30 protein-coding genes and 2 pseudogenes are annotated in these 26,559 nt (G+C 37.0%); 13 read left to right on the plus strand and 19 right to left on the minus strand.

All coding sequences use genetic code 11. From position 1 onward, the window contains the following. Nucleotides 1–41: 41 nt before the first annotated feature. Nucleotides 42–1,891, minus strand: a pseudogene (gene glmS, locus ACWYN3_RS25290) (glutamine--fructose-6-phosphate transaminase (isomerizing)). A gap of 351 nt (nt 1,892–2,242) precedes the next feature. Here glmS and ACWYN3_RS25295 point away from each other — a divergent pair. The 3 genes from ACWYN3_RS25295 (at nt 2,243) to ACWYN3_RS25305 (ending at nt 4,182) form a co-directional block, all read left to right on the plus strand. After that, entirely contained in the window at nt 2,243–2,554 is a 312-nt protein-coding gene (locus tag ACWYN3_RS25295; RefSeq protein WP_456216855.1) for a hypothetical protein, read from the plus strand. Nucleotides 2,555–3,048: 494 nt separating this feature from the next. After that, entirely contained in the window at nt 3,049–3,585 is a 537-nt protein-coding gene (locus ACWYN3_RS25300) for an acyltransferase family protein (protein WP_456216856.1), read from the plus strand. Nucleotides 3,586–3,618: 33 nt separating this feature from the next. Further along, entirely contained in the window at nt 3,619–4,182 is a 564-nt protein-coding gene (locus ACWYN3_RS25305) for an acyltransferase family protein (RefSeq protein ID WP_456216857.1), read from the plus strand. Between the two features lie 242 nt (nt 4,183–4,424). Here ACWYN3_RS25305 and ACWYN3_RS25310 read toward each other — a convergent pair whose 3' ends face one another. Then, nucleotides 4,425–4,628 carry an ATP-binding protein gene (locus tag ACWYN3_RS25310; RefSeq protein WP_456223148.1) on the minus strand — a complete coding sequence of 68 codons (204 nt, stop codon included), beginning with the start codon at nt 4,626–4,628 and terminating at the stop codon, nt 4,425–4,427. Nucleotides 4,629–4,940: 312 nt separating this feature from the next. Beyond that, the gene (locus ACWYN3_RS25315; protein ID WP_456216858.1) at nt 4,941–5,309 is read right to left on the minus strand and encodes a hypothetical protein; all 369 of its coding nucleotides are present in this window, start codon (nt 5,307–5,309) and stop codon (nt 4,941–4,943) included. A gap of 157 nt (nt 5,310–5,466) precedes the next feature. Here ACWYN3_RS25315 and ACWYN3_RS25320 point away from each other — a divergent pair, with 157 nt between their 5' ends. The 7 genes from ACWYN3_RS25320 (at nt 5,467) to ACWYN3_RS25350 (ending at nt 10,550) form a co-directional block, all read left to right on the plus strand. Then, nucleotides 5,467–5,712, plus strand: a complete 246-nt coding sequence (locus tag ACWYN3_RS25320; protein ID WP_456216859.1) for a hypothetical protein — start codon at nt 5,467–5,469, stop codon at nt 5,710–5,712. 326 nt (nt 5,713–6,038) lie between these two features. Continuing rightward, entirely contained in the window at nt 6,039–6,626 is a 588-nt protein-coding gene (locus tag ACWYN3_RS25325) for a PRC-barrel domain-containing protein (protein ID WP_456216860.1), read from the plus strand. A 335-nt stretch (nt 6,627–6,961) separates the two neighbouring features. After that, the gene (locus ACWYN3_RS25330) at nt 6,962–7,744 is read left to right on the plus strand and encodes a sensor histidine kinase (protein WP_456216861.1); all 783 of its coding nucleotides are present in this window, start codon (nt 6,962–6,964) and stop codon (nt 7,742–7,744) included. Between the two features lie 85 nt (nt 7,745–7,829). Further along, nucleotides 7,830–8,351 (plus strand): hypothetical protein, encoded by a 522-nt coding sequence (locus ACWYN3_RS25335; RefSeq protein WP_456216862.1) that lies wholly within the window; start codon nt 7,830–7,832, stop codon nt 8,349–8,351. A gap of 8 nt (nt 8,352–8,359) precedes the next feature. After that, nucleotides 8,360–8,755, plus strand: coding sequence for a hypothetical protein (locus ACWYN3_RS25340; RefSeq protein ID WP_456216863.1), 396 nt, complete (start codon nt 8,360–8,362; stop codon nt 8,753–8,755). Between the two features lie 53 nt (nt 8,756–8,808). Beyond that, nucleotides 8,809–9,156, plus strand: coding sequence for a hypothetical protein (locus tag ACWYN3_RS25345; protein WP_456216864.1), 348 nt, complete (start codon nt 8,809–8,811; stop codon nt 9,154–9,156). Then, a complete protein-coding gene (locus tag ACWYN3_RS25350) occupies nt 9,150–10,550 on the plus strand; it encodes a hypothetical protein (RefSeq protein WP_456216865.1) in 1,401 nt (466 codons plus the stop codon). The genes ACWYN3_RS25345 and ACWYN3_RS25350 overlap by 7 nt, the downstream gene beginning before the upstream one ends. Nucleotides 10,551–10,584: 34 nt before the next feature. Here ACWYN3_RS25350 and ACWYN3_RS25355 read toward each other — a convergent pair whose 3' ends face one another. The 9 genes from ACWYN3_RS25355 to ACWYN3_RS25395 form a co-directional block, all read right to left on the minus strand. Further along, on the minus strand, nt 10,585–11,145 hold the full coding sequence (locus ACWYN3_RS25355; RefSeq protein ID WP_456216866.1) for a hypothetical protein: 561 nt from the start codon (nt 11,143–11,145) through the stop codon (nt 10,585–10,587). Next, nucleotides 11,090–11,617, minus strand: coding sequence for a hypothetical protein (locus ACWYN3_RS25360; RefSeq protein ID WP_456216867.1), 528 nt, complete (start codon nt 11,615–11,617; stop codon nt 11,090–11,092). Before ACWYN3_RS25360 ends, ACWYN3_RS25355 begins: the two co-directional genes overlap by 56 nt. Continuing rightward, nucleotides 11,614–13,392 (minus strand): hypothetical protein, encoded by a 1,779-nt coding sequence (locus ACWYN3_RS25365; RefSeq protein ID WP_456216868.1) that lies wholly within the window; start codon nt 13,390–13,392, stop codon nt 11,614–11,616. Before ACWYN3_RS25365 ends, ACWYN3_RS25360 begins: the two co-directional genes overlap by 4 nt. 57 nt (nt 13,393–13,449) lie before the next feature. Continuing rightward, the gene (locus tag ACWYN3_RS25370; protein WP_456216869.1) at nt 13,450–14,154 is read right to left on the minus strand and encodes a LuxR C-terminal-related transcriptional regulator; all 705 of its coding nucleotides are present in this window, start codon (nt 14,152–14,154) and stop codon (nt 13,450–13,452) included. Between the two features lie 45 nt (nt 14,155–14,199). Next, nucleotides 14,200–15,306 (minus strand): FAD-dependent monooxygenase, encoded by a 1,107-nt coding sequence (locus tag ACWYN3_RS25375; protein ID WP_456216870.1) that lies wholly within the window; start codon nt 15,304–15,306, stop codon nt 14,200–14,202. Next, nucleotides 15,303–16,472, minus strand: a complete 1,170-nt coding sequence (locus ACWYN3_RS25380; RefSeq protein WP_456216871.1) for a pyridoxal phosphate-dependent aminotransferase — start codon at nt 16,470–16,472, stop codon at nt 15,303–15,305. The genes ACWYN3_RS25375 and ACWYN3_RS25380 overlap by 4 nt, the downstream gene beginning before the upstream one ends. Before the next feature lie 9 nt (nt 16,473–16,481). Further along, nucleotides 16,482–16,814, minus strand: coding sequence for a response regulator (locus ACWYN3_RS25385; RefSeq protein ID WP_456216872.1), 333 nt, complete (start codon nt 16,812–16,814; stop codon nt 16,482–16,484). A 60-nt stretch (nt 16,815–16,874) separates the two neighbouring features. Further along, nucleotides 16,875–18,077 (minus strand): sensor histidine kinase, encoded by a 1,203-nt coding sequence (locus tag ACWYN3_RS25390; protein WP_456216873.1) that lies wholly within the window; start codon nt 18,075–18,077, stop codon nt 16,875–16,877. A 103-nt stretch (nt 18,078–18,180) separates the two neighbouring features. Next, complete coding sequence (locus ACWYN3_RS25395) at nt 18,181–18,393, minus strand: hypothetical protein (protein ID WP_456216874.1); 213 nt, start codon at nt 18,391–18,393, stop codon at nt 18,181–18,183. A gap of 305 nt (nt 18,394–18,698) precedes the next feature. Between ACWYN3_RS25395 and ACWYN3_RS25400 the strand changes: the two genes are divergently transcribed. Then, nucleotides 18,699–19,190: a PAS domain S-box protein gene (locus tag ACWYN3_RS25400; RefSeq protein WP_456216875.1), complete on the plus strand. Its 492-nt coding sequence runs from the start codon at nt 18,699–18,701 to the stop codon at nt 19,188–19,190. Nucleotides 19,191–19,195: 5 nt separating this feature from the next. Further along, nucleotides 19,196–19,702 (plus strand): ATP-binding protein, encoded by a 507-nt coding sequence (locus ACWYN3_RS25405; RefSeq protein ID WP_456216876.1) that lies wholly within the window; start codon nt 19,196–19,198, stop codon nt 19,700–19,702. Between the two features lie 92 nt (nt 19,703–19,794). Here ACWYN3_RS25405 and ACWYN3_RS25410 read toward each other — a convergent pair whose 3' ends face one another. The 4 genes from ACWYN3_RS25410 to ACWYN3_RS25425 form a co-directional block, all read right to left on the minus strand. Next, nucleotides 19,795–20,631, minus strand: coding sequence for a PAS domain S-box protein (locus ACWYN3_RS25410; protein WP_456216877.1), 837 nt, complete (start codon nt 20,629–20,631; stop codon nt 19,795–19,797). Nucleotides 20,632–20,654: 23 nt separating this feature from the next. After that, nucleotides 20,655–21,023 (minus strand): hypothetical protein, encoded by a 369-nt coding sequence (locus ACWYN3_RS25415; protein WP_456216878.1) that lies wholly within the window; start codon nt 21,021–21,023, stop codon nt 20,655–20,657. A gap of 3 nt (nt 21,024–21,026) precedes the next feature. Beyond that, nucleotides 21,027–21,473, minus strand: coding sequence for a hypothetical protein (locus ACWYN3_RS25420; RefSeq protein ID WP_456216879.1), 447 nt, complete (start codon nt 21,471–21,473; stop codon nt 21,027–21,029). 199 nt (nt 21,474–21,672) lie between these two features. Next, on the minus strand, nt 21,673–21,936 hold the full coding sequence (locus ACWYN3_RS25425; protein WP_456216880.1) for an NTP transferase domain-containing protein: 264 nt from the start codon (nt 21,934–21,936) through the stop codon (nt 21,673–21,675). A 113-nt stretch (nt 21,937–22,049) separates the two neighbouring features. Here ACWYN3_RS25425 and ACWYN3_RS25430 point away from each other — a divergent pair, with 113 nt between their 5' ends. After that, entirely contained in the window at nt 22,050–22,631 is a 582-nt protein-coding gene (locus tag ACWYN3_RS25430) for a methyltransferase domain-containing protein (protein ID WP_456216881.1), read from the plus strand. Between the two features lie 28 nt (nt 22,632–22,659). Here ACWYN3_RS25430 and ACWYN3_RS25435 read toward each other — a convergent pair. The 3 genes and pseudogenes from ACWYN3_RS25435 to ACWYN3_RS25445 form a co-directional block, all read right to left on the minus strand. Further along, a pseudogene (locus tag ACWYN3_RS25435) lies at nt 22,660–24,595 on the minus strand (polysaccharide biosynthesis protein). A gap of 275 nt (nt 24,596–24,870) precedes the next feature. Beyond that, on the minus strand, nt 24,871–26,178 hold the full coding sequence (locus ACWYN3_RS25440) for a hypothetical protein (protein WP_456216882.1): 1,308 nt from the start codon (nt 26,176–26,178) through the stop codon (nt 24,871–24,873). Next, nucleotides 26,162–26,461 carry a hypothetical protein gene (locus tag ACWYN3_RS25445; RefSeq protein ID WP_456216883.1) on the minus strand — a complete coding sequence of 100 codons (300 nt, stop codon included), beginning with the start codon at nt 26,459–26,461 and terminating at the stop codon, nt 26,162–26,164. Before ACWYN3_RS25445 ends, ACWYN3_RS25440 begins: the two co-directional genes overlap by 17 nt. Nucleotides 26,462–26,559 lie beyond the last annotated feature (98 nt).

The raw sequence follows: 26,559 nt of genomic DNA on the forward strand, positions 1-26,559 counted from the left end.
ATCTAAACCGGGGGCTGTTTTTATGATCAGAAAAATTATTCTTATTCTACAGTTACAGATTTCGCCAGGTTTCTTGGCTGATCCACATTACAACCTCTCTTAGCAGGGCTATATGATAAGAAAGTAACTGTAATGGTATAGTTGCCAGCAGTGGTAAGAAAGCCTCGCTTGCATCTGGGATTTCGATACAGTAATCAGCCATCTTACGAACTTCAGTATCACCTTCAGTAACGATAGCCAATACAATTCCTTTTCTTGCTTTTACCTCCTGGATATTGCTGATTACCTTTTCATAAGAAGAGTTTTTAGTCGCAATAACAACTACTGGCATTTCTTCGTCAATCAGGGCAATAGGACCATGTTTCATTTCAGCTGCCGGATATCCTTCAGCATGAATGTAAGAGATCTCTTTCAATTTCAACGCACCTTCAAGAGCAACAGGGAAACCACTTCCTCTGCCTAAGAACAGACAGTTTCTTGAGTCTTTGAATTTATGTGCAATTTCCTTAATCAGCTCATTGGACTCTAAAGCCTTAGTGATTTTCTCAGGGATACAATCCAGTTCAGTTAACAATTCTACCAGTTTGGCTTGTGTGTTAAAGTACCTTTCTGTTGCGCCATATAAAAAGCCATCAGTGTCAGTACAGTTACCTGTGCTGTAAATGCTTTTTTGTAGAAGCAACACCGATCTCCGGTCCTGCATGGGTATATACACCCGCATGGGTAAGACGTGGAATAGATGAACCTACTACGTTACAAACTCCAAAAATAGTTGCTCCTTTTTCTTTAGCCATTTCTATGGCGGCCATCGTATCAGCAGTCTCTCCTGATTGAGAAATTGCGATAACTACATCCTTTTCAGTAATGATAGGATTTCTATAACGGAATTCTGAAGCGTATTCTACTTCTACCGGAATTCTTGCGTACTCTTCAATCAGATATTCTCCGACTAATCCCGCATGCCACGAGGTTCCGCAGGCTACAATAATAATACGGTCTATGTTTTTAAGCTTATCAGCATATTCTTTGATTCCACCGAGCTGTACTCTTCCTTCATTAGGATAAATACGGCCTCTCATACAATCCCTGATAGAGACTTGATTGCTCAAAAATCTCTTTCAGCATGAAATGCTCATAACCACCTTTTTCAAGCATTTCGAGTTTAAGCTCAAGCTCTTGAATATATGGAGTCTGTACAACGTTGTCTAATCGTTTTATCAATAATTCATCGCGTTTTAAGAATGCGATTTCATTATCATTTAAATAGATTACATTTTTTGTGTATTCAATAATCGGTGTAGCATCAGAAGCGATAAAATATTCTCCTGCACCTACGCCGATAACCATTGGACTACCTTTTCTGGCTGCAATCAGCTGATCAGGCTGATCATTATCCATGATGACGATCGCATAAGCACCACTAACCTGGTGTAAAGCCAAACGTACAGCTTCTAACAGGTCAGTATTTTCTTTTTTATAGATCTCTTCAACCAAATGGATCAGCACCTCTGTATCTGTATCACTATTAAAAACGTGACCTCTTGAAAGCAGCTCTTCTTTTAGCGTAGCATAGTTCTCTATAATCCCGTTGTGGATAATAGTTAGTTAATTTACCATCATTAGAAGTGTGAGGGTGCGAATTTCTGTCAGATGGTTCACCGTGAGTTGCCCAACGGGTGTGTCCCATACCAATCGTTCCCGATTTGTCTTTTCCTTCAGTAAAATTTTCAAGCTCCTGAACCTTCCCTGCTTTTTTGTACAATTTTAATCCGCTCTGATTAATCAATGCAATACCTGCACTGTCATATCCACGGTACTCTAATCTTTTTAAGCCTTTCAGCACAATTGGCCAAGCTTCTCTATAACCTATATATCCTACTATTCCACACATATTATTCTAGTATAAAGGTGCAAATCTAGTCAATTATTGATTTAATTACATTAAAATAAAAATCGCCTATCTGTTTTGGGACAAAAGTCACATTAAAAAATCAGGATAATATTTGGGCGCTGTTGATAGAGATACGGTGATAAAGACTTTATTAATTCGTTTTAGCTTAAAAATAAGTATGCAGATGATTCTATTCGCATCAAAGTGTGGAGTTTCTCTACATTTAACAAACCACACAACAAACACAATTAACTCACTTTCAATTAGTTAAATAAAACTAAACCAGTTGGCATCATTATGTAACAAGGGTTAATACAAATCGTTGTACAAAACTTATTTAAAAATATAATTATGAAAAATTTAATTTTAGGCGCAGCCATCTTAGCATTTGCAGGAATTTCATCAGTTAAAGCAAACGATATTAAAACTCCGGTTGCCATAGTATCTCAACAAGACAGTACAATTAAAACTCCAGTTAAAATTGAGGAGTTACCTGATGCAGTTAAAGCAACATTATCATCAGATAAATATAAAGACTGGGCTCCAATTGCAGCATTCAAAATAACGGATGCTAAGAAAGCGGAATACTACCAGGTTGATGCTAAAAAAGGTGAAGAAACTGCTTCATTAAAAATTGGTAAAGACGGTGCTGTTATTCTATAACAACACATCAATATAAAGAGAAAAAACATAGCCCTTTAAAAGGAGGGCACACTGAAAAATTCCTTTAGGAATTAAAGGTAAAAAAGCGAGCAGAAACACTAATGTTTACTGCTCGCTTTTTTTTTTTGTATCTTAAGATCGAATTAGAAAAGCTTTAAGGTGAATGCCATACGTGCAACAAATTAACTGATTCAAAATCAACAGCCAGTTATGTATCGGCATTATCCACATTTTAGTGGATTCCATTCAAGCTAGATCCACAGATTTTTTTCACAACGTCATCGGTTGGAAATGACATCTTATTTTGGTGTATTTTCTAATATTACAATTTAGATTTTCAATGATATTGATAGCGTAAATGCTTTTTCAGATTTCTAAGGGGGGATAGTTTAAGAATTAACGACAGTTTAATTTATATCCACAATTATCTTGAGCATAACATATTATTGATAAAATAATTCCCTATAATTGCACTCTTCAATATTTAATTTTTCATGATAAACGCACCAAAATATTTTAGTGGATTTAACGGCTTACGTGCTATTGCGGTTCTTCTGGTGGTATTAATATTCCATGGAAAAATAATCTTTCCCGGCATGTATAATGGCTGGATTGGAGTAGATCTATTCTTTGTTATTTCGGGTTTTTTAATAACAAACATTTTAGTAAAGCAAAAGGGAACAACAAACTTTTTTTCGAATTTCTACTTGAGAAGGAGTATAAGGATATTTCCATTGTATTACATTGTTTTGTTAGTTGCTATGTTAATTTTATATTTGATTAAACGAGACCAATTAACAGACTTGTCTTATTATTTTTTTTATGTCCAAAATATCAGGGCAATTTCGACTGAGAAGTATATTTCCCTCCTAGCCCATACCTGGTCTTTGTGTATTGAAGAACAATTCTATTTGGTCTGGCCAGTTATAGTATATTTTTGCCCCTTGAAAAAAAAAATTAATATACCTGACGATATTTCTAATTATTTCTTCTGTTTTAATCAGACATTATTATGCTATACACGATTATAATATCTTATATCAAAGTACACTCCTGACACAAGAATGGACAGTTTGTTAATCGGAGGGCTCATTGTCTTATTTGTAAATACAACTAAAAGCCTGAATATCGACAGATTAAATCGCATTAGTAACATAACCGCAATTACTTCGATATTGATTTTAATTACTATAATCTATTTCTTAGGTACAGAATATTCTTTAACCGGAAGATTTATTAGTGGATATAAGAATTTCGGCAATGAATCACTAAAATACAGCTTCGGTCATTTTAAATTTACTGCTCTTGCTTTGCTATTCGGAAGTATTATCACTAAAATAGCTTACAAAACGTCCAGATATTCAACAAAAATAAGTGCCTTTCTTGACCATCCGATATTAGATTCTATCGGCAAAACCAGTTATGGAATTTACATTTATCATTGGGTAATTTTCGTCTTGCTTGATTCTATCAATAACAAACTTAATATTCTTCCTTTAACCATAGCTAATACTTACCTCATATTCGTGGTAAAAATACTTTTAACCCTTATTGTTTCTCATCTCTCCTGGAAATTCATTGAATCTCCATTAAATAAATTAAAGGACAAATTTTCCTATTCATCATAATTGATTGCTGGTCTCAAATTCCTATAAGAGCAGTTGAATTTATTGAGTTATGAATTTTCGTCTTTAACATAGTCTGATATTTTGGAAGGGTTACATATTCTCACCAATAACATTATACAAACTAGCCACTGGCAGTTGGCGGGCAATAATCGTTGCTTTGTAAGCATGTCAGTCTTCAATGATCTCCATAAATTCCATTCGTTGTTGTTGTTCCAGATACGTTAACCAAAAGTCATCGAGTATCAGCAGATCCGTTCGGGGAAGCTTCTCAAAAAACTTGTAGATCGTACCATTTTAGTTTTTAACAGCAACTTCTGAAGGTTATAATAAACAACTTTATATCCCTGGGAACAAGCATGATGATCTAAAGCAGAAGCGAAAAAAGATTTTCCAGTACCAGTAGATCTGGAAACAAGTACCGCTTCTCCTTTAGCAATATATATAATCTCCTGTAGCTAGATTTGCCACCAGGGATTTATCAAGTCCCCGGGAAGTTTCCATATACAGTTCCTGAATGTAAACCACTTTTACATGGCCACCAATGTAGGAAAAGGCACACTGAAATAATGCTTATCCCTGCCAATATAGATGTGATTATTGTTAGCTACTTTTGGTTCACAATAATACTTCACTTCAAAAGTGGTTTCGGGCAACGGACAATGCAAATGCTTTTCATCATTCAGTAACCGCTCTTCCCTGCATCACGGTTTTTGTTGCATCCTGGTTTGGTTTTGTGTTTTTATTTTTCCCGTAATAGCCTAGTTCAGTACATCCAGAGAAAACAACTGCCAGTTGCGTAATCGCGCATAGATCCGATTGTTGATCAGTTTGACCTGATTCTCAACCAAAGCCTTATCCCGAGGTTTTCGCGGTCTTATGGGAACAACTGTAATATTATTATGATCGGCAAAATCTTCCAATGAACGGTTCACATTAGGCTCATAAAGGTCTGCTTTGATAATAGCTGATTTCAAATTGTCCGGAGCCAGTACTTTAGGCGTTCCGCCAATGTGCTGAAGGCAGCAGCGCAATGCATGAAGAAAGTCGGCAATTCGCTGGCTGGGAACTACCATTACAAAGCTGTAATCGAAAAAAGGAAGGCAGGCTACAAATAACTGACAGGCCACCACCTCACCGGTAGAATGGTCAAAATAATGAATTTATAATACAAAAGGTATCCTTTGCACTGATGCAAAGGGTAATCAATACAAAATATTTTCAGAAATTCCAGATAGTTTACGTACACCCCATGAAAAGATATATGCCAAACCGTTAAAAGCAGTAATGGAAAACAGGATAAAGGTAGAAAACAACGTTTTCGTTTTAAAATCAGATAATAATGATTTTCTAGCAAAGAGAATGACAGAGCAATCCAATAAAGAACTTAGAAAAAATCTGAATGAGTATAATAGGTATTTTGACTCCATTGGAAATGATTTGAGTAGCTGTAATGATCGACGATATGAAAAGGGGTTAATAAGCCAGATCTATCTGATAAATAGTGAAACTAAAGATGAACAACCCGCATAAAATGCGTTTTTTTTTTATACACAGGAAAACAGAGTTATCCACATTTAGATGTGAATAACTTACAAAAGAAGACCGGTTAAGTAAAAAAACAACTCATTAGCTATGTAAAAAAAAAAAAAAGAATCACATAAAAACAAACAGCTATCTACCAACAACTTAAATGATATACCTAAAAAAAACAGGACATAGAAACTGTAAATAAGTTATTGACAGTTATAAACGCCATCCAATCATTGACATTTCCATTTTATTCTTTTCTACAGCTGGAATATAAAAGAACAATGATGATTTTGAATTGTTTAGGTTAAGGAAATAAGAGCTTAACCATGGAACGCAAAGAAAATGAACACCAGATAAAAAATCTAAGGGGATTGAGCAATAGCATCTTTACTATTAAAGATGGCCAGCCCGATATTATTACATGGACCGTTGTAAATTCTGCAAAACAATTCATTGGCCAGATCAGTGATTTACTGATTGACGAAGAACAAAAACCACGCTACCTGGTACTCAACCTTAGTGGAAATATATGGAATATCGAAGAACGTGAAGTTTTGATTCCTATTGGTGTGGTAGAGCTGGACAAAAATGCCAAACAAGTAATCCTCCCGAATATTACTGCCCAACAGCTTACTGTTTTACCAGATTACACTGAAGGAAATACAATCGTATCAACTGATTCTGAAATTTATGGGCATAAAGATTTTGACCAGGCCAGTGATGATGCAAAAAAAACGCATGGAAGTTACGCTGAACACATCCCCTATCAGATAATTACCCGCGTCTATCAGGAAGAAGACAAAGCTGAAAATGCTTTCAGATTATTAGTCAAAAGCGGCTTTGCTGAAAATGATATTAAAATCACTCCTTATAATCCATTAAATAGTATTACAGATGTCCTGGGTAATACGTAATATACAGAATACCCTGGAGACGGTTCAAGGGATGAATATGTCTTAAGTCTGGTTGCCAATTCGGCCATTGAGGCAGCACTCGCCTATCAACTTCTAAATAATTGTATTTAGCTGCAAAAAGGCATTACACATACAGCTATAACACTAACAAACAGGCCAATACCATTTAAATTAAAAAACACACTTTCTTACAAGAACAGGATTTTATTTATTCCTTACAGAAGTAAAAATGAGCCGTTATAAAAGATTATTTAGCCACAATATGGCAAGATGTTTGCCTATTATTAAATATCTCCGATGAATTTAATGCTCATGTCGAATCAAATAAAGACAATATGGTTAAGAACTCTGATGTTAGTGCATTGGCGACTAATTTTCGTGAATATATCACCCGTAATAAAATAATTGAGGAAAGAGATCAGTTAATAGAAGATCTGACTTCACGCAATCAGGATCTCAACCAATTTGCTTATATCACTTCACATAACCTGCGGGCACCTTTATCTAATTTAATTGGTCTGATTGATATTCTGAATTATGACCTTCTGGATGAATATAACAAAACAATTGTAGACATGTTCAGGGATTCTGCTTTCAAGCTGAATGAAACTATTTACGACCTGACACAAATGCTAAGTATTAAAAGCAATAAAAAAAAAGTAATTATAGAAAATGTAAATGCGCCTTATATTTTTAAAAAGGTCTGCAACTACTTCAATAAACAAATCCTCAAACTGGGAATTTATATACACACTGATTTTCAATATGAGCTGATTCCGTTTTCTAAAAGCTATTTAGAAAGTGTATTGATGAACTTAATGTCGAATTCAATGAAATATTGTTCGGCTAACAGACCACTTAAAATAGAAATCACCACAAAGGTAAATGAAGATGGCAATATTACCCTCATTTTCACTGATAACGGTATAGGTATCGACCTTGCAAAACATAAAGACAATATTTTCGGACTAAATCAACGTTTCCATAGCCATGTTAATGGAAGTGGTGTTGGCTTATTCATCACTAAAACCCAGGTCACCTCAATGGGAGGGGAAATCGAAGTTGAAAGTGAAGTAGACAAGGGAGCTACTTTCACTATAACATTCAAAAAACCATGATCAATGTGACATCAACATGTGTCATTATTTTAACGATTTAGTATGACTTTACCTCTAGTTTTGTAATTAACGTATTTCACAGAACATGAAAAAGATCTTATTCATTACTTTAGTCCTTGGTACCATCTTCAACCTGAAAGCCAATGCTCAGGCCGTATCTGGTAACGTACCACTAAGCATCGTACTCTCGGATGCCTTCTCTATTACGCTGGGTGCAACTCCCGATGTAGTTTTCACTTATGCTACTGCTACAGATTATGCTGGCAGTAAAACAGTAGCGAAAACAAATCATTTCACCGTGGTTAGTAACAAACCTTACAGTGTTGCAGTGAAAGCTGCGACTGAGTTTAATGTAATCGCTGGTAATGCAACTCCAGTATCTTTAAGTGTGGTACAAGTAAGTATAGATCCAAGTACACCTGCTACAGGGGCTACTTATGCTACACCCGCTTTAACAACAACTAATCAACCGCTGGTTACCACCGCTTCACCAACACTTGCAACCGCCTATAACGTAAATTATACGATTCCTACTGCCGCTGGTCTGCTTGGTAAGGTAGCAGGAACATATGCTACTAATGTGGTTTACACAGTTACACAACCTTAATCGGCTTGATGAAGGTACTACTTACTGGTTTATTCATCATATGCCTTGTCATGACGCTCCAAGACCCAGCGAAAGGACAGGGCTTTTCAATTTCACCTGCCCGGATTTTCTTTACTGGAAATCCGGGAGAGACTATTAGTCAGACGGTCACCTTTGGGAATACTTCAGCAGGTACATTATCTTTTGTAACCAGAATACAGGATTGGAACAGAGATTCACTGGGTACTAAGGTCTATTATGATAGCAATACTCTGCCTTTTTCCAACGCCAGCTGGCTTACACTTTCCTCCTCAAATAACGTTGCCATACTACCTGGAGAAAATAAACAGGTCAATGTATCAGTGACTATTCCTGCGGATGCGAAGAAGTTAACAACGAGCATGCTTTTTTTTTTACACAAGTAAAAGAACAGGAGGCACAACAAAAAAGTGTTGCCAAGGTTGGTATTAATGTTTTAATGGAGGTTGGAATACAGGTTTACTATGTTCCGCGGGGGCTAAATCCAGGAGAGCTTGAATTTCTCTCTTTTGATGATCGCGGGGTCTATGACAATGGAAAAGCAAAAAGCCGGAGACTGGCTTTAAAAATACACAACAAGGGAAACCTTAATAAAGATGCATTCATTCGTTTTGAATTAACCAATAAAGAAACTGGTGAAGAAATAAAAATTAAACCCGAAGTGCTGGCCATGTTACCTGATGCCACGCAATGGGTAATGGTTGATTTACCAACAGATTTAAAAGGGAAATTCCTTGCTGTTGCATTGCTGGATGCTGGTTCTTCTTATGATTTTGAAAGTTGCTGAAAAAGAGATTATATACCGCCCTTAGTCTTGTTTTTTGCTGTTTCGCAGCTGGAAATGTCAATGCGCAATTGATCATCAATCTGCCTGAAGCAAATATTTCAGGACAAACGGGTTATCTGGTCAATTTAAATAGTGGTTCATCTCCTTTTTTAAGTCTGTTATCAGCCGTCAATGTCAAGGCCGCCAGCACAACTTTAACGCCAGCACCTGGTACATTACCTGCACTTGCACTCGCTCCAAACCTGATCAACATAAAAGTAACTTCAATTGGAGGTGTGAATATTCTTTCAGGGGCAAATCAGATTGTACTTTCGAGTGTATCACAAAATATTTATTTCGTTGCAATTGGTTTATTGAGCGGGGTTATGCTTGTTGACTACACCGTTTCACCATTGAATGTGGCCTGGGCAGCCGGAAGCTATGCAACAACGTTAACTTTTACTGGCAGCATTACCCCGGCAACACCAACACTAACGCTTAATGTTCCTGCTGCTTATATTACTTTAAATACACTGATTCCGGCTACAACAACACTCAATGTCAATTCGTTTGCCATCTTCAGAAGTGTGGCGGGTATCAGTGCAATATCTGGTAATGATTATTTTACGACTGTACCTACCTTACTAAACCTTAAAGCGAGCAGCGGTACATTCGCTTTCACAACTACCCAGCCTTATAATCAATTACCGGCAGCAAACAGTGTAAATCTAATGGGCGCAGTTCTTTCCGGTACTTATGCGGGTTCGGCCATTAATCTCTCTGCGAGTGATCAGTTGCTAACTGTTGCTACCGGAATCCCCGTTATTGTAACGAATAAAAGCATCTTGTCTTCAACTTTAAGTATTAGCGGCGCCAATTTGAAAAGTAATTTTGTACAGGCTGGAACATATACGGTACCCGTAGTTTATACGGTCTCAAAAACGGCCTCTTCCTTCCCGACAACCTTGCCCTCAAAAACGATGAATAGCTCTGTTCAGGTTAATGTAAGTAATCTGATGGAATTGATTGTTGAGGATCCCAGTGTAACGCTAACAGTCAATACGACTGCAAATTATCAACAAGGGGTAACCACAACGATGCCAAACCATGTTAAAGTAAGCAGTACTGTTCCATACAATGTAACTGTAAAGGCAAACAGTAGCGTTTTAAGTTCTTCTGGGGGCATTCAAATACCCGTTGGGGTAATTACCATTGAGGGAATGACGGGACAAACTGGGATCACACCAGTTGTGCTATCTGCCAGCCCTCAGCAGATCATTACTTCTGCTGATCCTACAATAGACCGGTTTCTTAATCTACAGTATCGCATCCCTTCAACACAGACTTCTAATCTGCTGAATAAAACAGCAGGAAGTTACAATACAACAATTACTTATACAATTGTAGCGCCTTAGTTAAAATCTGCTTACGGTAACTTTCCGGCGCTGATCATGATACAGGAAGGTCAGCATACCAACAGGAACTCCCTGAAGGGAAACTTCTTCTTTCATTCTCAATGGAAAATGGCATCCCTGCAGTCTCAATGTATACAGTGTAATTATTTCTCGGCAAATAAAAACAGAAATTCCCCTGGTCATCTGTTAAGGTCTGATGAATACGGCCGTTCGGATCTACGGCATTAATTCTGATTCCTGCAAGTACTGGTGTTCCGTCGCCATATTTTTCTGATTTCAGCTTCAGACAGCCATTAAGAGCTTGTGTTTTGATTAAAGGAATTTCCAGTTTCTTACTTTTATCAAGAAATACAGCTGTAGGATCTTGCAAACTCCAGCCCCTGGTATTCGTCACAGAAACTGTATAGGCCTCTTTTTTCATATCCTTAAATTCTACAACTCCTTTACTGTTGGTCAGGGCGGCTTCACCATTAATTTTCACTAATACTCCAGCCGCCGGTGCTTCTCCCGGATCACGTTGCCCATTACTGTTGTGGTCTTCATAGTAGGTCAGAATCAGTTTTTTCGTACCAGATCTGCCGTTTGCCCACTGCAAACTGCTTCTCTACACCAAATCTCAGTTGTCTGTTTTCAAAATATAGATTATCCAGGGAATTCACGGTATTTGAACCAGGGCTATAGAGCGGAATTGGTTGCTTTTGCCTGGTTATAGTGTATTGAAGATCACTGGTAAGTGCCCAGTTTCCTTTCAGCAAATACCTTATATTACTGTTCACGGAGTAATTATTGCTGTGCGTGAATCCATAATAGTTATACATCCCGCCTAAACGGAAAGTCAGGTTATTTTCTAAGGCTTCAAAGTGTACGTTTGGACCAAAAGAATATAAACGGTATTGATTGGTTCCGGTTGAAGATAGAATGTCTGAAATATAGTAAGGGTTTAATTGAATATAACTGCTGAATCCCAGAATTGGCAGATTGTAACTGGTATTGATTTTAATGGAATGAAAAGGGGCCGTTGGTCTTTCTGAGGTATTTACATAAGTATAACCGTAGTCAGCGGTCATAGAGAAACTATGTATGCGTCCACTAAAGCAATGTTCGCGCTAAAACGCATCGATGAAGACCTCCAGTCTGTGTTAGCACCAAATTGATCAGTCATCGTAGAAGTAATCAAATGCTGGTCGATGAAGTAAGGCCCGAAACCGATAAAAACATTTCCAACCCGGGTATTGAGCCCCAGCTCATAAATGTATATCGCATTTTTATTAATTCCAGTATTAAAGATATTATTTAACTCGTATTGATACTTCGGACTATTCACCTGCATACTGAAGTGGGCTGCAAGGCTATTGTCGTTTTCGAATTTGCGGGTCAGGCGCAGATCGTTCAGTAACAGGCCGCGTCTCAATCCTGTAAAATACGGACTGCTGTAATAGCCGCTTCCGGCAAATTGGTAAGCAGTGGTGTTAAAAGCATAATTCATTCCCACAGAAACGCCATGTTGAGCAGAAGAATTCTCCTTGTTTTGTGCCTCTAGTGAATAGCCCGCCTCAAGGTCTAAAAGTTGCCCTTTGCCGAGATTCACACCAGATTTTATACTCAATTGGTTGGCATCAATACCGGTAAAGGGGTCACGGCTATGTATAAAAGTGAGCCGCCGGTCACCTTTAGTATCAGGAGTTGGGAGGTTATAATCAACTGCAAGAATTTTTGCGCCGGAGATTGTTGTACTAATCTGGTCATATAACAAAAAATTATTCTGAATTCCATAGACAGACAATACGCCGTTATCTTTTAATTTCAGACTCGCTTTTATCCCCCTGCCCCCTAAAGAAAAATCTATGTTCTCATATATATTACCCACTTTAACCCCCCAGCCTTTGGCCTGATAATCAACATAGGTATTATAAATATTAATTCCATTCACATTTTGCTGGTGGTACTGGTCGGCATTTAACCGGTACTCAAGCGATGCATTATCTCCTGTTTTAACTTTCCCATTTGCTTGTAATTGATAAAAAGATGAGTTACTGCTCAAACTGGCATAACGCAGTGCAATGGTATTAGACAGACCACCTGCATAGGTATCGCTGCCCATACTCAATCTTCTTGCATTGGTCACGTTTACAATTCTGATCATTTTAACTGCCAGTGGATGGTTACCAGCATCCACTGCCTGAATGGTCACGGTAAAATCTGCGGGGATACGGTTATTTATTTTATTCCTTGCCAGGAAAGGAAGTAATTGCTGTGTTCCAGGTTGCAGCGTAAGATTCATGGTCTGTCCGGTAAATTCTAGTCCGTCAGGAACACCTGAAAGGAGCAATCGGAAGGTAATTGGCACAAAGCCGTTATTTGCGCAACGTACCACAACCTGTGCCTGGTTATTGAGCTGTCCTAAGTAAACTTCATCTTCTTCTGTACCAATAGTCAGTCCGCCAACATCCGTTAATTGCGTCATAAATGAGGCAGATTGCTGAACCGGAATCCCTTCTAAAGAGATGAGATGAACTGTAAAAAGCTGATTGTTACTGCGAATAGTTTGCCTGTCGGCGATATATTTTAATGGAAAAACTCTGCTTTCCCCTCCTCTTAAGATCATGCTGTCCGGTAAGGAAATCAAACCTTTAGCGAGCTGTTTTTCTTTTTTGTCCTGCCTGACAATTACCGGCCCTTTTTCAAGATTGGTAATCTTTAGCTGATTAGCAAAAGTCTGTCCGCCTTTAATTTCTAAGGTATCATGTGTAAAAGCATATTTTACCTGGGCGGATACATTAAATCCGGTCAGACAGCAAAAAATCAGATATAATATCTTCAAATAGCCGATTTTATGCATCATAGTTTATGATAAAAGCATATCTGCCTTGCAGGACAAGGAGTGTCGCCTATTGAATTTTTATTTGAATTGGGCAAGCAGTTCACCCTTACTGTTAATATTCAGTTTTTTATATGTCCTTTTGATATACTGACGAACAGTATCTAATGAGATTCCATACTTATAACCTATCAACTTATAACTTAAGCCATTTTGAAGACCTTCAACAATCTGGCGTTCTCTATAGCTCAATTTAGATTGATAATCTACAGTATGCTGGACTTGCTGGATTACATTTCTGGAAATGGAAGGACTAAAAACAGACCCTCCACGATGGGTGGTGACAATAGTTGAAATCACATCATCCACACAGGTATCTTTGGTCAGATATCCCATAGCACCAGCCTTTACGCAGGCAAGAACACTATTATGGTCTTGAATATTACTATAAACTACGACATTGGTATTGGGAAATTTACGGTATATATCGGGAATGACGTCAATTCCATTCACTTCAATATCCAGTAAGGTTACATTAGGTTCCTGTGATGGCTGTACTTTCTTACATTCACCCATAGAACCAATGTCAAGAGTGACTTTTAGATTATGTTGATGCTGATGATCCAGCATCACCCGCATCATATTTCTGCTCTGTTGATTAACATCAATAATTCCAACTTTAATCATAATTTTCCCCTCCTTAACCTCATTCAGTAAATAACTTGAAATGATATGAAATAAAGTTAATAAATACTTTAAATATGCTTTAAATGCTTCTGCGTTCATTCTGTTTGTTCATTCACAAACGAAGCGGATCAGGGGAAATAAATACTATTTTAATGCGTTGCTAATGAGTGGAATAGTGCCTAAAGATGAGGAACTTAGAAAAGAATCTCTTAATTCTCTACCCAAACTGACATGTTCTCTGATACTTTCTGCTCTGGATTGATAATAGGCAGTAAATGCAGTGTTTAATTCCGAATAATTAAATAAACACCGCGACAAAATCTTTGCATCGAGCATGGCATTGGTTGTGCCTGCACTGGTGAATGGCAGTGCCACATGCGCTGCATCCCCTATCAACACTACATTTTGATAATGAAAGTCGGGAAGCAGATCGAAATCCCTTGTATTCCAGATATAACTGGTCTTAAAATCATTATGTCTTAACACAGTTTGTACTTCAGCGGGAAAATCTTTCAGCAGATGCTGACATAATTCCCGGAGATGTTCATGGTAAGCTTCAGAAGACCGCTCATAGACACCTTCAGGAATATCAGCTAATAATGGGTCATATTGCATAAACCACACCATTTCTACTCCTGTTGTAGGAATCAGTCCAAAGGAAAGTCCTTTGTTTTTTTGCTGAAATTTAGTGAATTTACCCAGAAGCCTTGCGGCAAGTTCTGCATGCTGTACTATTCCGACAACCTCTTTTACTTTACCTGATTCAAATTTCACCTCTCCGAATAGCTGACGGCGGACTACCGAATTTGCACCATCAGCTCCAATAAACAGATCGCCATACTCCCGGTCTCCACCGAGAAATTCGGCTGCGACAATCTTGTCCTGCTCATATATAAAATGAGAAAATATACGCTCATTATTGAGCCTGGATTCGGGTAGAAGCTGATGTAAACAGGCGAGTAAATCTGTACGCTTAAAACATTGCCAGTCTTCCAGCGTTTTTTCAGCAATTATATGTCCGTTTGAATCTCTGAGTACAAAAGTATCCACTGGCTTACCGGGAAGCTGATGGTTACTGTTTGCGGCTAGTTCATTCAGTACAGCGATACCATCATGATGCATCAGGAAAGCGTGCCCACCAACAGCGGTAAATGTCTGTCTTTCATTTACGCTAACATCAATACCATGTTGATGGAGGTAAATCCCCATACATAATCCAGCGATACCTCCACCTAAAACAACTATTTTCATAGATTATTTACCGTAGTTTTTATATGGTGCAAAGCTTCTCCAAGGATTTCTTCTGAAGTTGCAAAACTCATCCTGATAAATCCTTCGGCACCTTCACCGAACCATTCCTTAGCACCTGGTACTACAGCAACTTTAGCTTTATCCAATAAAAGCTGATAGATTTCTTTACTGGTCTTCTTTGTACCTGTGATATCAGTAAATGCAACATAACAGCCTTCAGGAGAGATACACTTAAATCCCTGTGTGGCATTCAGTGCTGCAACTGTTATATCTCTCATTTTTTGAAGATGCACCAGAAAATCATCCAGCCAGTAGCCGCATTCATTGAGTGCTGTTGTGGCTGCAACCTGCGAAAGTATATTGGCACCATGAATAGTAGAACCATGAAGAGAAACTTCGAAAAGACGATCGTAGTGTGCCTGATTAGACGCCATTACCGCCCCTATTCGTAATCCAGCAAGGCCGTAAGATTTACTGAAACCGGTTACTGTTACGGTCTGGTTTCTGATTTCTTCATTTAACGACGCTATACTTGTATATATATGAGGGGTATAAACAATATCACTCCATATTTCATCTGATAAGATGACCAGATTATACTTACAGGCAATCTCACCCAATTTGAGCAATTCATCCTTTTTAAAAACCTTTCCGGTTGGATTCAAGGGATTACAGAGACAAATCATACGGGTTTTACTTGTGATCAATTGCTCCAGATGATCAAAATCAACGGCATCAGATCCCGGGGGAATAGCGAATGGAATAGCCACACCGCCTACTGCCTCAGTTGAGTATCGGAAAAGAAAATCTACGGGATCAAAAATAATTGCTTCATCGCCTGGTGAAAGAAAAGCTTTGCAGGTTAAATAAATACCAAAAGCAGCACTGTCTACCGGAAAAATAAAGGCTGGATTAGCTGGAATTTTACGTTTATTAGAGAAATAGGCAGCCAGACTTTCCTTGAAATCAGGTAATCCTGCAGGCGGACCATAAGAGAGGTATCTATCTTTTGTAAACCGAATTATAGATTCTGCAATTTCGGGTGCGCTCGGGAAATCCGGATCGGCAGCTGTTAGCGGGATAACTCCCTCATCAACAGTAGCCCAACGCAAATTAAATGCTCTTTTCTTTAAGATATCCAGGTTGACAGAATGGGATTGAAACATCCTCTAAAACTATAAATTTTCTAGAATTTCAAGAAACTTTTCTTTAACCAATGGCTTGATAATAAATTCACAAACTTCATTTATGCTTTTTGACCGCTCCATCTCATGTGGAGAGATGGATGAAGAGACAATATAGAGTTCATTTCTCTTTGCAAAAGAAGGATATAGTTCCTGATATTCAGTCAAAAACTCCCAGCCATCCATGACTGGCATGTTTAAATCCAGGAAAATAATATCAGGTAACAATTCTTCTTTACCCTGAATTTCTTTAAGATGGGTGATTGCCTGAAGCCCGTCTGAAAAAACTTCAACTTCAACATTTTCAGACACTTTCAACATCATTTTTTTTTTTTGTAAGAAATACAAAAATATCATCATCATCAATGAGATATACTTTCTTCATCACCAATTCATATTTTGATTTACAAATTCTATAGAAAAAATAGATCCCTGATCGGGAAAACTCTCGACCCAAATTTTACCTCCCATAGCCTCTACCTGCGTTTTGGTCATAAATAGCCCCAGGCCTTTAGCATCCGGATGACGGTGGAATACCTTTCCAATTTTAAAAATATTGTCTTTATGTTTCACAAGATCTATGCCTAAACCATTATCCTGAACAGTTAATACAATATTTCCTTCTTTCATTTTAGAAGCAAGGTTTAAAGAAAGCTGTCTTTCAGGCGATTGATATTTAATTGCGTTACTAATCAGGTTATAAAATATACTGGCCAGATATTTATGCGGATATAATACAGCTGGGGCATCTTCAAAATTGACCTTAATTTTAGCCTTTGCCTTTTGAATTTCTACATATAATCCATCAAGGGCTTCCTGAAGACAGGTACTAAAATTAAGCCTGTCCAGCTTGATGTCTCTATCTAGTCTGATCTGTATAGATTCTACCAGTTCATTAAATGTACTTTTCAGGTTTTCGATTACAGGTTCCAGTTTTGAGACCAGTAATTTTTGTTCTTCGGCGTCCTCAGCTTCTTGTATAAACTCAGCCAGCATTGCCATATTAATTAATGGCCCGCGCAAATTATGCGACACCACATTACAGAAATCTATCAGTTGCGTATTCTGAATAGCCAGCTGTTCCATAATCATGGTTTGCTTCTCTTCGAGCAGTTTGCGTTCCGTAATATCTATTCCAAAACCGATAACCATGATAAAATTCCCTTTTTCATCATGCATAGGCATAGGAAACATCCTTCGCAGAAATGTGATATTATTTCCTTCAGGATCTTTTTGACTTTCTTCCCATCCTATAGCTTTTCCTGTGTTCTTCACTTCCAGAAACTGCTCCCGCCTTGCCATGGCAATTTTTGGATCGCGGTTCCGGAAAGTACCATACTCAAAGTCGTCCTTTCCGATAATGAACTTTCTATACTCTTCATTTTTAATCGCCATTGGGTTAGCGAAGAGGTATTTGTGGTCTGCATCAAAAACAACAATATCCTGAGGGATATTATTCAGTATACTTTCGTAAAATTCTTTGATACTATTATTAATTACCGGCAGTTTCAATTGCAACAGACTAGTCACCTGCTGTGCCAGTAAAGCGAGCCCTTTATGCTGTTCCCGATTTAGGGTAACCTGCACTGGCCCTGCTACACTTAAGTGTCCGATTACCAGACTCTTATCAACAACAATAGGTATAGCAATAAAAAACGGAAAGGACTCAGCTACTACTGAATTATATCTCTTAGCGTTTCTTTGAGGTCTGTACCTTTTTTGCTTTATACCAGATTCTGTCTTTATCTACAAAAGTAATAGCAGAAACTGGTGCCTGCGTTATAATAGCAGCAAGTTTGACTATATTATCAAACTCCTGTTCTTCACCAGTATCCAAAATTTCCAACACATAAAGCGCAGCAATTCTGTCAGCTTCATTCCTAAGTGATGGGATATTAATCATATGCAGGTTTCGGTCAACAATTTTGACGACACAAAGCTAGTTATTAGATTGATTCTTTTATTAAAAAGAAAAGGCCTTGTGATCATTTATCCAAGATAGAATTTTTTCTCCACATTCAATCCTGCTCAAAAGTAAACAGCTGTTCTTTTTATTCATCATCTCAATATATATGTGAATAAAGCCCGATCATTTTATTCACTATCTTCAAAAAAATTGAGAAATTGTCAGGATGTTTGAATATTTTAGAGTTTTAAATAGTTATGACACAAAACTTTAGGCATCAGACAGGATATAAGGCCGAACATATGATCGCGTACGCTGAAATGAATAAGAACTTTCTCAGTATCATTGAAAAGTGTAACGATCTAATATTTTTTACAAAGAAAAATGGTGACTTTATTCACGTTTCTACAGCTGCTGAACAACTATTTGGTTTTAGCAATGAAGAGTATTTGCGAATCAATATTACAGATAATATTCACCCGGAAGATTTATGTGGTGCAACAGAAAGATTTCAGCTGGTATTAGCCTCTTCAGGTGCAACAGCTAATTTAAAATTCAGGAACAAAACCAGGCAAGGTGATTATCGCTGGATAGAAGGGACAGTTACAAATATGCTTGATGATACTATCCAGGCTTTAATGATCAGGTTTAATGATATTACGGACCGGATCGTTAGTGAAAATGAACAAAATTTACTGATCCAGGAATTCACAAAAAGAAATCAGGACCTCAATCAGTTCGTTTATATTATCTCACATAATCTGAGAACACCGTTAGCCAATCTGCCAATCTGATAGGCTTGATTAACATTCTGGAGATTGATCTACTGGATGATTATAATAAGGGAATAGTTGACTTGTTTAAATGTTCTACAGACAGGCTAAGTGAAACGGTTTTCGACCTTACACACATCCTGACACTCAAAGACAACCAGGGAGTAAAAGTTACAAAGATTAATGTTCAAAAGGTATTTGAAAAAGTATGTCATTCATTTAATGAGCAGATCAAACAGCTGGGGGTTGTATTGATTTCCAACTTTGATTGTAATCATATCCTTTTTAATAAAAGCTATCTGGAAAGCATATTAATGAATCTGTTATCGAATGCAATTAAGTATCGGCTGCATAGCAGACAATTGGAGATCAGGGTCAATCTAGCCAAAGATGATCATAATACATATACGTTAACCTTTTCAGATAATGGAATGGGTATTGATATGGATACAAACAAGGACAAACTCTTCGGCCTTCATCAGCGTTTTCACAATCATATCAATGGAAATGGCGTGGGCTTTTTTTATTACTAAGTCTCAAATCACTTCTCTGGGTGGCCATATTGATGTTGTTAGTAAAGTCAATGAAGGAACGACATTCACTATCACTTTCAAAGGGGAGCTTGTTAACTTGTCAAACCAGAGCCCCCAGCCTGTCCTACAATAGATTTAATTGCCATATTTAGCTTTTGCGAAGAGTCATTTAAAAAGTTCAAAGTTTCCTGGGTGTCTTCTCCTGGATATTTGATTAAAAACTCGGTCAAACTCATAATATTCGCTAAAGGTGCTCTTACCATATGGCTTTGTATCCATGCAATTTCTTTCAGATCTTTGTTCTGACGTTCAATTTCCTTGATATAATTTATCCGTTCTGATACATCGGTGGCTAATACTAAACGTGCTTCTCTTTCTTCAAAACGAATGGTATTAGTTTCGATTTCAACTGGAAAAACTTCTTTGTTTTTATTGATATGGATTAATATTCCAGAATAATCTCTGTTTTTGATCATACTATGCAGGTCCATTAATTTACTGCTTTCTGATTGGGGGCGAATATCAACAATATTCATCTGAAGGAATTCCTCTTTTGTATATCCGTATTTATTACAGGCAGCTTCATTTGCGTGCAGGAATTTGCCATTTTCCATATCAAAGACATACATGGGAACCGGGTTCGCTTCGAAAGTATTCCTAAAGTATCGCTCTGAGGCATCAAGTCTTGAAATGAGACTTGCTTCTTTCTTTATAGTCTGCTCCAGACCATTTAAGACTTTACTAATCAGCATGACGCTAATCAGGCTTACAAAAATAAGGTTACCAGAATATGAAGCCCACAAAGGCAAATCATAGCTCTGTAAAAGAGGGCTTTCAAATAGTTTATATTGTATTACAGCACCAAAACCTGCACAGATCAGGACATTGAGCCCAACAAGCCAGTAAGCAGCCGGGCGCGGGAAAATCATAGCAGAAAATATCGTAATAATAATCAGATAAAGTACCCCTGGCCCCCCTCTGAACCCAAAATTGCTATGTAAATGATCGCCAGCACGTACAAAAGAAACAATGCTAATATTTTCCTGGTATGGATCATAATTTTCTTATTGAAAATAATTGATAATAAAGCAAATACAAAAACCATGTTAAACCACTGGACTATTGTGCTGCCTGCAAAAAAACCGAAAGTCACCGAAGAGATAAATGCTATGATACTAACGATAAAACCATAGCTGATTATATTGGTAAAAAGTCGTTTACGCCAAAAAACATGCTCTTCTTCTGAAGGATCTGAATTCCTCAGCACCGCCTGTTCAATCTGACGTTTAACTTTCCACCAATATGCTCTGAGTGAAAACATAAATTACGCCCAAAGGTTAATAGGATAAACACCCTCATCTGCTAGTTTCTGCAATGCAGCTTTCACTACGGGTGCATCTTCTTTAAATGTTACGCCAAACCATTTCGCCTGTGTAGGGATCATCTTAACAACACCCTCACCAGATTTAATCAGTATATCTGCAACTTCCGGAATAAGGAACTCGGACTTAAGCTCAGTTCTGTTCTTATCCAGAAATTTATAGTATTCTTCTTCAGACCAGTTTACAAAATCTGGTGTGAAACAAAAGAAGTTCATGCTTACCTTGGTATCCAGCGGTAATTCTACAATGGAGTTGCCAATTTTAGTAAATGCTTTACCATCTTCTTTAAAGATTTCTTTACGCTCTGTAATACTTACAATTTCACTTTGTGCATTAACATTGATTTCTCCACGGGTTACTGATCCGTTATCACTTAATGTATTCTTCAATTCATAACCAATACATGCATATTTATTTACTTGTATAGCTGTAGTCAGGAAATTATATGCTTGTTTGAAAGCATCAAAACCATAGAAGTCATCAGCATTAATTACGGCAAATGGCCCATCTAATATTTCCTTACAGCATAGTAAAGCGTGTGCGGTTCCGAATGGTTTTGTTCTGTCTGCAGCGATTTGCCTGCCTCCACTAAAGCTCTCCCAGTGATTGATACACGTATCCTGTCGAAATTTTGCCTTTTAATTTTGGCTCTATAACCTCTTTAAACGGAGCTGAAAACTCTTCTCTTATAATAAATATTACTTTCCCAAATCCGGCTTTTACCGCATCATAAATAGAATACTCCATTATAGTTTCTCCCGAAGGACCAAAAGATTCAGTTTGTTTATTTCCTCCATATCTGCTAGCCATACCTGCGGCTAAAATGACAAGAGAAGGTTTTGTTGTATCCATAGAATTTTAAAATTTTGAATATAAAATAGCAAAAGTTACTCCATCTTTTTTGTAGAGTGATTAATAGCATTGATAAAATTACACAGTATCTTTGCAGGGAGCACGAAATTACTATGATTGACAATTTTTCAAGCGATGCAGCATTTGACAGTTTATACTCGCTAAGGGCACAACAGCTGTCTTCTATCCATTGGACTCCAATTGAAATTGCCAAAAAAGCCGCTGCTTACCTTACAGGGGGCGAGGCTGGAAAAAACATTCTTGATATAGGAAGCGGTGTAGGTAAATTTTGCATTGTAGCTGCTCATATTTTCCCCAACCATATTTTTCATGGTGTGGAGCAGAGAAAAGCCTTAATAGACGAGGCGATTATTGCCCAAAATGCAACAAAGACTACTAATGTCCAGTTCATTCATGCTAATTTCAATGAATTGGATATGGAGAATTATGACCACATTTATTTTTACAACTCTTTCAGTGAAAACCTGTTCCATTATAAACCGATTGATAATCTGATAGATTGTTCTGAAGATATCTACAATGAGTACTTTAATCAATTTTACGAAATGCTCTCAGAACGGCCTTCTGGCACAAGACTAGCAACTTTTCACTGTAATAACGAATATGTTCCTGCCTCTTATAAAAGAGAGGAGCATATTACAGGTGAAGCTTTAAAGCTTTGGATTAAACGGTAAATTGATTGTTTTTTAGAATCTTAGGATTTCACATCCAGATCTTCGAAAAAATAGAGTTTTTGCTTTTGTACTCTTTAACCAGTTCTTTCATTAATGTAACGACTTGCAGATCATCACATCTTTTAGCATGTTCTATCAATGCATAAATCTGAAGCTGGATCTCATCAAATGCGTACTCTCTTACTTTACCTATCATAATTTTCTCATGATGTGTAGGCATCGTATTCTCGTTATCATTTAATAGTTCTTCGAATAGTTTTTCACCTGGTCTGAGTCCTGAATATTCAATTTGAATATCCTGATTGGGTACAAGTCCTGCTAGCTGAATCATCTTTTTAGCCAGATCAACGATTTTCACAGATTTACCCATATCAAAAATGAAAATCTCACCGCCAGTCCCCATACAACCTGCTTCAAGCACAAGACGGCAAGCCTCGGGTATGGTCATAAAATAACGGGTAATCTCAGGGTGGGTAACAGTGACCGGCCCTCCTTTTTCAATTTGCTGTTTAAATCTTGGAATTACCGATCCGTTAGATCCTAAAACATTTCCGAAACGTAGTATAAATTTAGTAATTGGCTTCACATCAAGTTCATTGATATAGCTTAATCCATTACTGAAAATATGATTATTGTTATGAAGAGAATTGTTAAGCGACTGCACATAGATTTCGGCAATTCTTTTAGAAGCGCCCATCACATTGGTCGGGTTTACAGCTTTATCTGTAGAAATCATGACAAATTTCTGTACACCGTACTTCACAGCCTTGTCCGCGATTGTTTTTGTACCCAGCACATTCGTTTTAATGGCTTCACAAGGATTATCTTCCATCAGAGGTACATGTTTATATGCGCCGGCATGGTAGACGTAGTGAGGCTTAAAAGTGCTGAATAAGTGTTCCATCCGTTTTTCATCACGCACATCACCTATAAAGGCATGGAAGTTCTGATTCTTTGCAGTTTCAGTTAGTTCCAGGTATAATTCATGTAACGCTGTTTCAGACTGATCACATAAAATGATCAGACCTACTTCGAATTTAGTCAGCTGACGTACAATTTTTCACTTCCTATAGAACCTGCGGCACCGGTAATGAGGATACGCTTGTTTTTTAGCTGATGCCCTATTCCTTCAATATCAATGTGGATAGACTTGCGATCTAGCAAGTCTTCGATGTTTAGTTTCTTAATTTGAGTTGGCTGCAGTTTTCCATCCGTCCATACGTTTGGCGGCGGAATGTTTAAGACTTTGATTCCGTTTTCAAGACAAACATCTACGATTTGGTTTTTACGTTCCTTAGGAATCGTGTATGAAGCAAAGATGATTTCATCAAGCTGATGTTCTACAATAAGGTTTACCAGGTCTTTAGCGTCAAGGATTTTAATCCCGTCTATGGTTTTACCCATTTTCCGCTGATCGTCATCTACGAAGGCTATTATATTTTTGTTGACATGGGGGTCATGGTCAAAAGTTCTTTTAGTTGCTACTCCGGCTTCGCCAGCTCCGTAAATCATCACTCTGATCTTATCAAGTTTCAAGTTTTTTTATTGATATAGATAAAGAAATATTTGATCAGGACACGGTAGGTTATTAAGAGTAAAAAGCTGGAAAGACCATTGATAATAAGTATACTATTTGGGATTATCGCTGGATTGCCAGTAGCCACAAAGGCCATGTTAACCAGAAAGAACGTACTGTTAATAACAATTACGGCATAAAGAATACGGAAAGTATCCTGGGCGCTTGTATAGCGGATAATACCAGAAAAAGTCTTGACTTTAAAAAAAAAAACCAATGTACTGATCACAGTTGTAACCAATACATTCCGACTAAATTCTACATAATCTAATGTAGATAAGTCAAAATTTCTTTTGATTAGATATGCTAATGTCAACGATATAAAACATATCGTTAAATCAAGCGTAAATATTATCCATCTGGGTACTATGTTTATCTGACTGAACAAGATTTTATATTTTAGTAATCCGCTAATTTAATCAAAAAATCATACCAAATTCATTTTAACAATGTTCATTTATTAAAATGATTAAATAGATTTATTCAGATTCGTTAATTAGCGTCGAAATTAGTTAAAAATACGTCTCAAATTCCTTTAAAATTTTCTATTCTAATAAAATGATCTTTAAAAATATAAAAATATATTTTTAAAGATCATTTTAAATATGCCCCGGACACATGACCTAAATAATGAACGATCTATCAGATTAGTGTCTTCAAAATCTAAAAATCTGTATAAATATTTCTAAACGAAGAGCGCAGGCCTATTGTGAAAAAACGTTGCCTATCGTTCAACTGACTATTACTTTCTTTTCTATAAGATGCTCCAAATTCCAAACGAAGATTGTTTTTAGGATTCAGGATATAACCCAACTTTGCATCAGCAAAAAGTAAGCTTGTTTTTAATCCATGTCCTATATTAACCCCATAATTATCTACACGCGTACTATATGATTTATAAATATCTTTACCATAATTAAGACCATTCATATCTAAACCATATGTAGCAGAACTAAGTTGCAATCTGACCTCAAACCTTTTATAACTATAATTAACAATCCCCAAATATTCAGCAAAATTTGCTCCGTATGGATGAGCTAAAGGCTGATTATAATGACCGTAATTTTTATAGTGATCAGTTGCCGAATAAGAATAAGGCCTTACTCTGTTGGTTTCAATCTGGATATTAAGTTTTTTAACCTTAAAAACATCAAATCCTTTGATACCCAATTGTCCGCCTTGTTTATTTGCCCAATATCCTGTATTAGCAAATACTTCCTTAAAAGTGAACTCATTAATCATTAACTGTCCGTAAGCAACATAACGATCAGCTATTTTATAACTGGCATTAAATCCCAGAAGAACTTTATCAGGTGAACCATTTGCATACTCAGTTGGTCTCATAAACATCAATGGATTCACGTAACTAAAATCAAATCCTCTTGGTTTCCACATTATATTTTCGAATACCCCAACACTCAATCGTTTGGTTACATTCCAGCTCAAATAATGAAAAAGACCATATTTTTTTGGGTAGGGAGTTTCATCATCAAACGGGGTATCATATAAATCAATAAACTGAGCCCACATAGCCATATAACGAACATTACCTAATGTTGCTGTTACTTTAAAGAATGGATAATTAAAAGCATTATCAGATAGCAATAACGACCTGTAACCATCACCGATAAAATTTTTATCATACCCTAACTGAAAATTTACATATTTTGATGGGGTATAAGATAAAGTTCCGCCTGAATAAGCATAATCAAATCCCCTTGGACCAAATGTTTTCGCAAATCCCTGACCCGGAACAACTTTATTTACTCTGATATAATCTGTTATATAACCAGCAAATTTGCCTTGATTTTCAAAAAAATGACTAGTAAACGAAAACTTCTTCCCTATTTTCCCTCCAATTTCAATACCTCTTGTATTTAACCATGTTTGATCACTTCCCTGCCGACCGATCTGCATATCAGGAAGAAAATCCAGGTAAAAAGAGTAATCCTTATTATTTACTTCTATCAAATGCTCTTGAAAAAATTTTCCTGAAAATCCAGTTTTTACTTTGCCAGTCTTGCTGTAATGGCATAACGCGTTTCAACAAACTGTCTTTCCCTAAAGTATCAATATCACTTACAATATAAGGTAGTATATCAGAATGGCTACTCTTAGAACTATTGAAATATATATCACGACCTAACTTGTTATTAAGATCATGTCCCAATGGTAATAATTCTGATTGGCCCTGCGCCTTACTAATTATTAAAGTAAAGAAGATAAAAAAGGTAATAAGTTTGTTATTGATCATAAAACAAAGATATGTTATTCAAAATAATTCCTTCAGCGAGAAGGATTAAAAATAGTTAATGTCCTGTTAATCTTTGTGTCCGTTCTGTAGCAAACCTT

This window comes from Pedobacter sp. NJ-S-72, assembly GCF_053890575.1.

Bases quoted from the DNA above. Each gene is read 5' to 3' on its own strand.
- ACWYN3_RS25295 (WP_456216855.1), top strand. From the start codon at position 2,243: ATGAAAAATTTAATTTTAGGCGCAGCCATCTTAGCATTTGCAGGAATT.
- ACWYN3_RS25300 (WP_456216856.1), top strand. From the start codon at position 3,049: ATGATAAACGCACCAAAATATTTTAGTGGATTTAACGGCTTACGTGCT.
- ACWYN3_RS25305 (WP_456216857.1), top strand. From the start codon at position 3,619: ATGGACAGTTTGTTAATCGGAGGGCTCATTGTCTTATTTGTAAATACA.
- ACWYN3_RS25320 (WP_456216859.1), top strand. From the start codon at position 5,467: ATGGAAAACAGGATAAAGGTAGAAAACAACGTTTTCGTTTTAAAATCA.
- ACWYN3_RS25325 (WP_456216860.1), top strand. From the start codon at position 6,039: ATGGAACGCAAAGAAAATGAACACCAGATAAAAAATCTAAGGGGATTG.
- ACWYN3_RS25330 (WP_456216861.1), top strand. From the start codon at position 6,962: ATGGTTAAGAACTCTGATGTTAGTGCATTGGCGACTAATTTTCGTGAA.
- ACWYN3_RS25335 (WP_456216862.1), top strand. From the start codon at position 7,830: ATGAAAAAGATCTTATTCATTACTTTAGTCCTTGGTACCATCTTCAAC.
- ACWYN3_RS25340 (WP_456216863.1), top strand. From the start codon at position 8,360: ATGAAGGTACTACTTACTGGTTTATTCATCATATGCCTTGTCATGACG.
- ACWYN3_RS25345 (WP_456216864.1), top strand. From the start codon at position 8,809: ATGGAGGTTGGAATACAGGTTTACTATGTTCCGCGGGGGCTAAATCCA.
- ACWYN3_RS25360 (WP_456216867.1), bottom strand. From the start codon at position 11,617: ATGACCGCTGACTACGGTTATACTTATGTAAATACCTCAGAAAGACCA.
- ACWYN3_RS25365 (WP_456216868.1), bottom strand. From the start codon at position 13,392: ATGATGCATAAAATCGGCTATTTGAAGATATTATATCTGATTTTTTGC.
- ACWYN3_RS25370 (WP_456216869.1), bottom strand. From the start codon at position 14,154: ATGAACGCAGAAGCATTTAAAGCATATTTAAAGTATTTATTAACTTTA.
- ACWYN3_RS25375 (WP_456216870.1), bottom strand. From the start codon at position 15,306: ATGAAAATAGTTGTTTTAGGTGGAGGTATCGCTGGATTATGTATGGGG.
- ACWYN3_RS25380 (WP_456216871.1), bottom strand. From the start codon at position 16,472: ATGTTTCAATCCCATTCTGTCAACCTGGATATCTTAAAGAAAAGAGCA.
- ACWYN3_RS25385 (WP_456216872.1), bottom strand. From the start codon at position 16,814: ATGATGTTGAAAGTGTCTGAAAATGTTGAAGTTGAAGTTTTTTCAGAC.
- ACWYN3_RS25395 (WP_456216874.1), bottom strand. From the start codon at position 18,393: ATGATTAATATCCCATCACTTAGGAATGAAGCTGACAGAATTGCTGCG.
- ACWYN3_RS25400 (WP_456216875.1), top strand. From the start codon at position 18,699: ATGATCGCGTACGCTGAAATGAATAAGAACTTTCTCAGTATCATTGAA.
- ACWYN3_RS25410 (WP_456216877.1), bottom strand. From the start codon at position 20,631: ATGATTTTCCCGCGCCCGGCTGCTTACTGGCTTGTTGGGCTCAATGTC.
- ACWYN3_RS25415 (WP_456216878.1), bottom strand. From the start codon at position 21,023: ATGTTTTCACTCAGAGCATATTGGTGGAAAGTTAAACGTCAGATTGAA.
- ACWYN3_RS25425 (WP_456216880.1), bottom strand. From the start codon at position 21,936: ATGGATACAACAAAACCTTCTCTTGTCATTTTAGCCGCAGGTATGGCT.
- ACWYN3_RS25430 (WP_456216881.1), top strand. From the start codon at position 22,050: ATGATTGACAATTTTTCAAGCGATGCAGCATTTGACAGTTTATACTCG.
- ACWYN3_RS25445 (WP_456216883.1), bottom strand. From the start codon at position 26,461: ATGATCAATAACAAACTTATTACCTTTTTTATCTTCTTTACTTTAATA.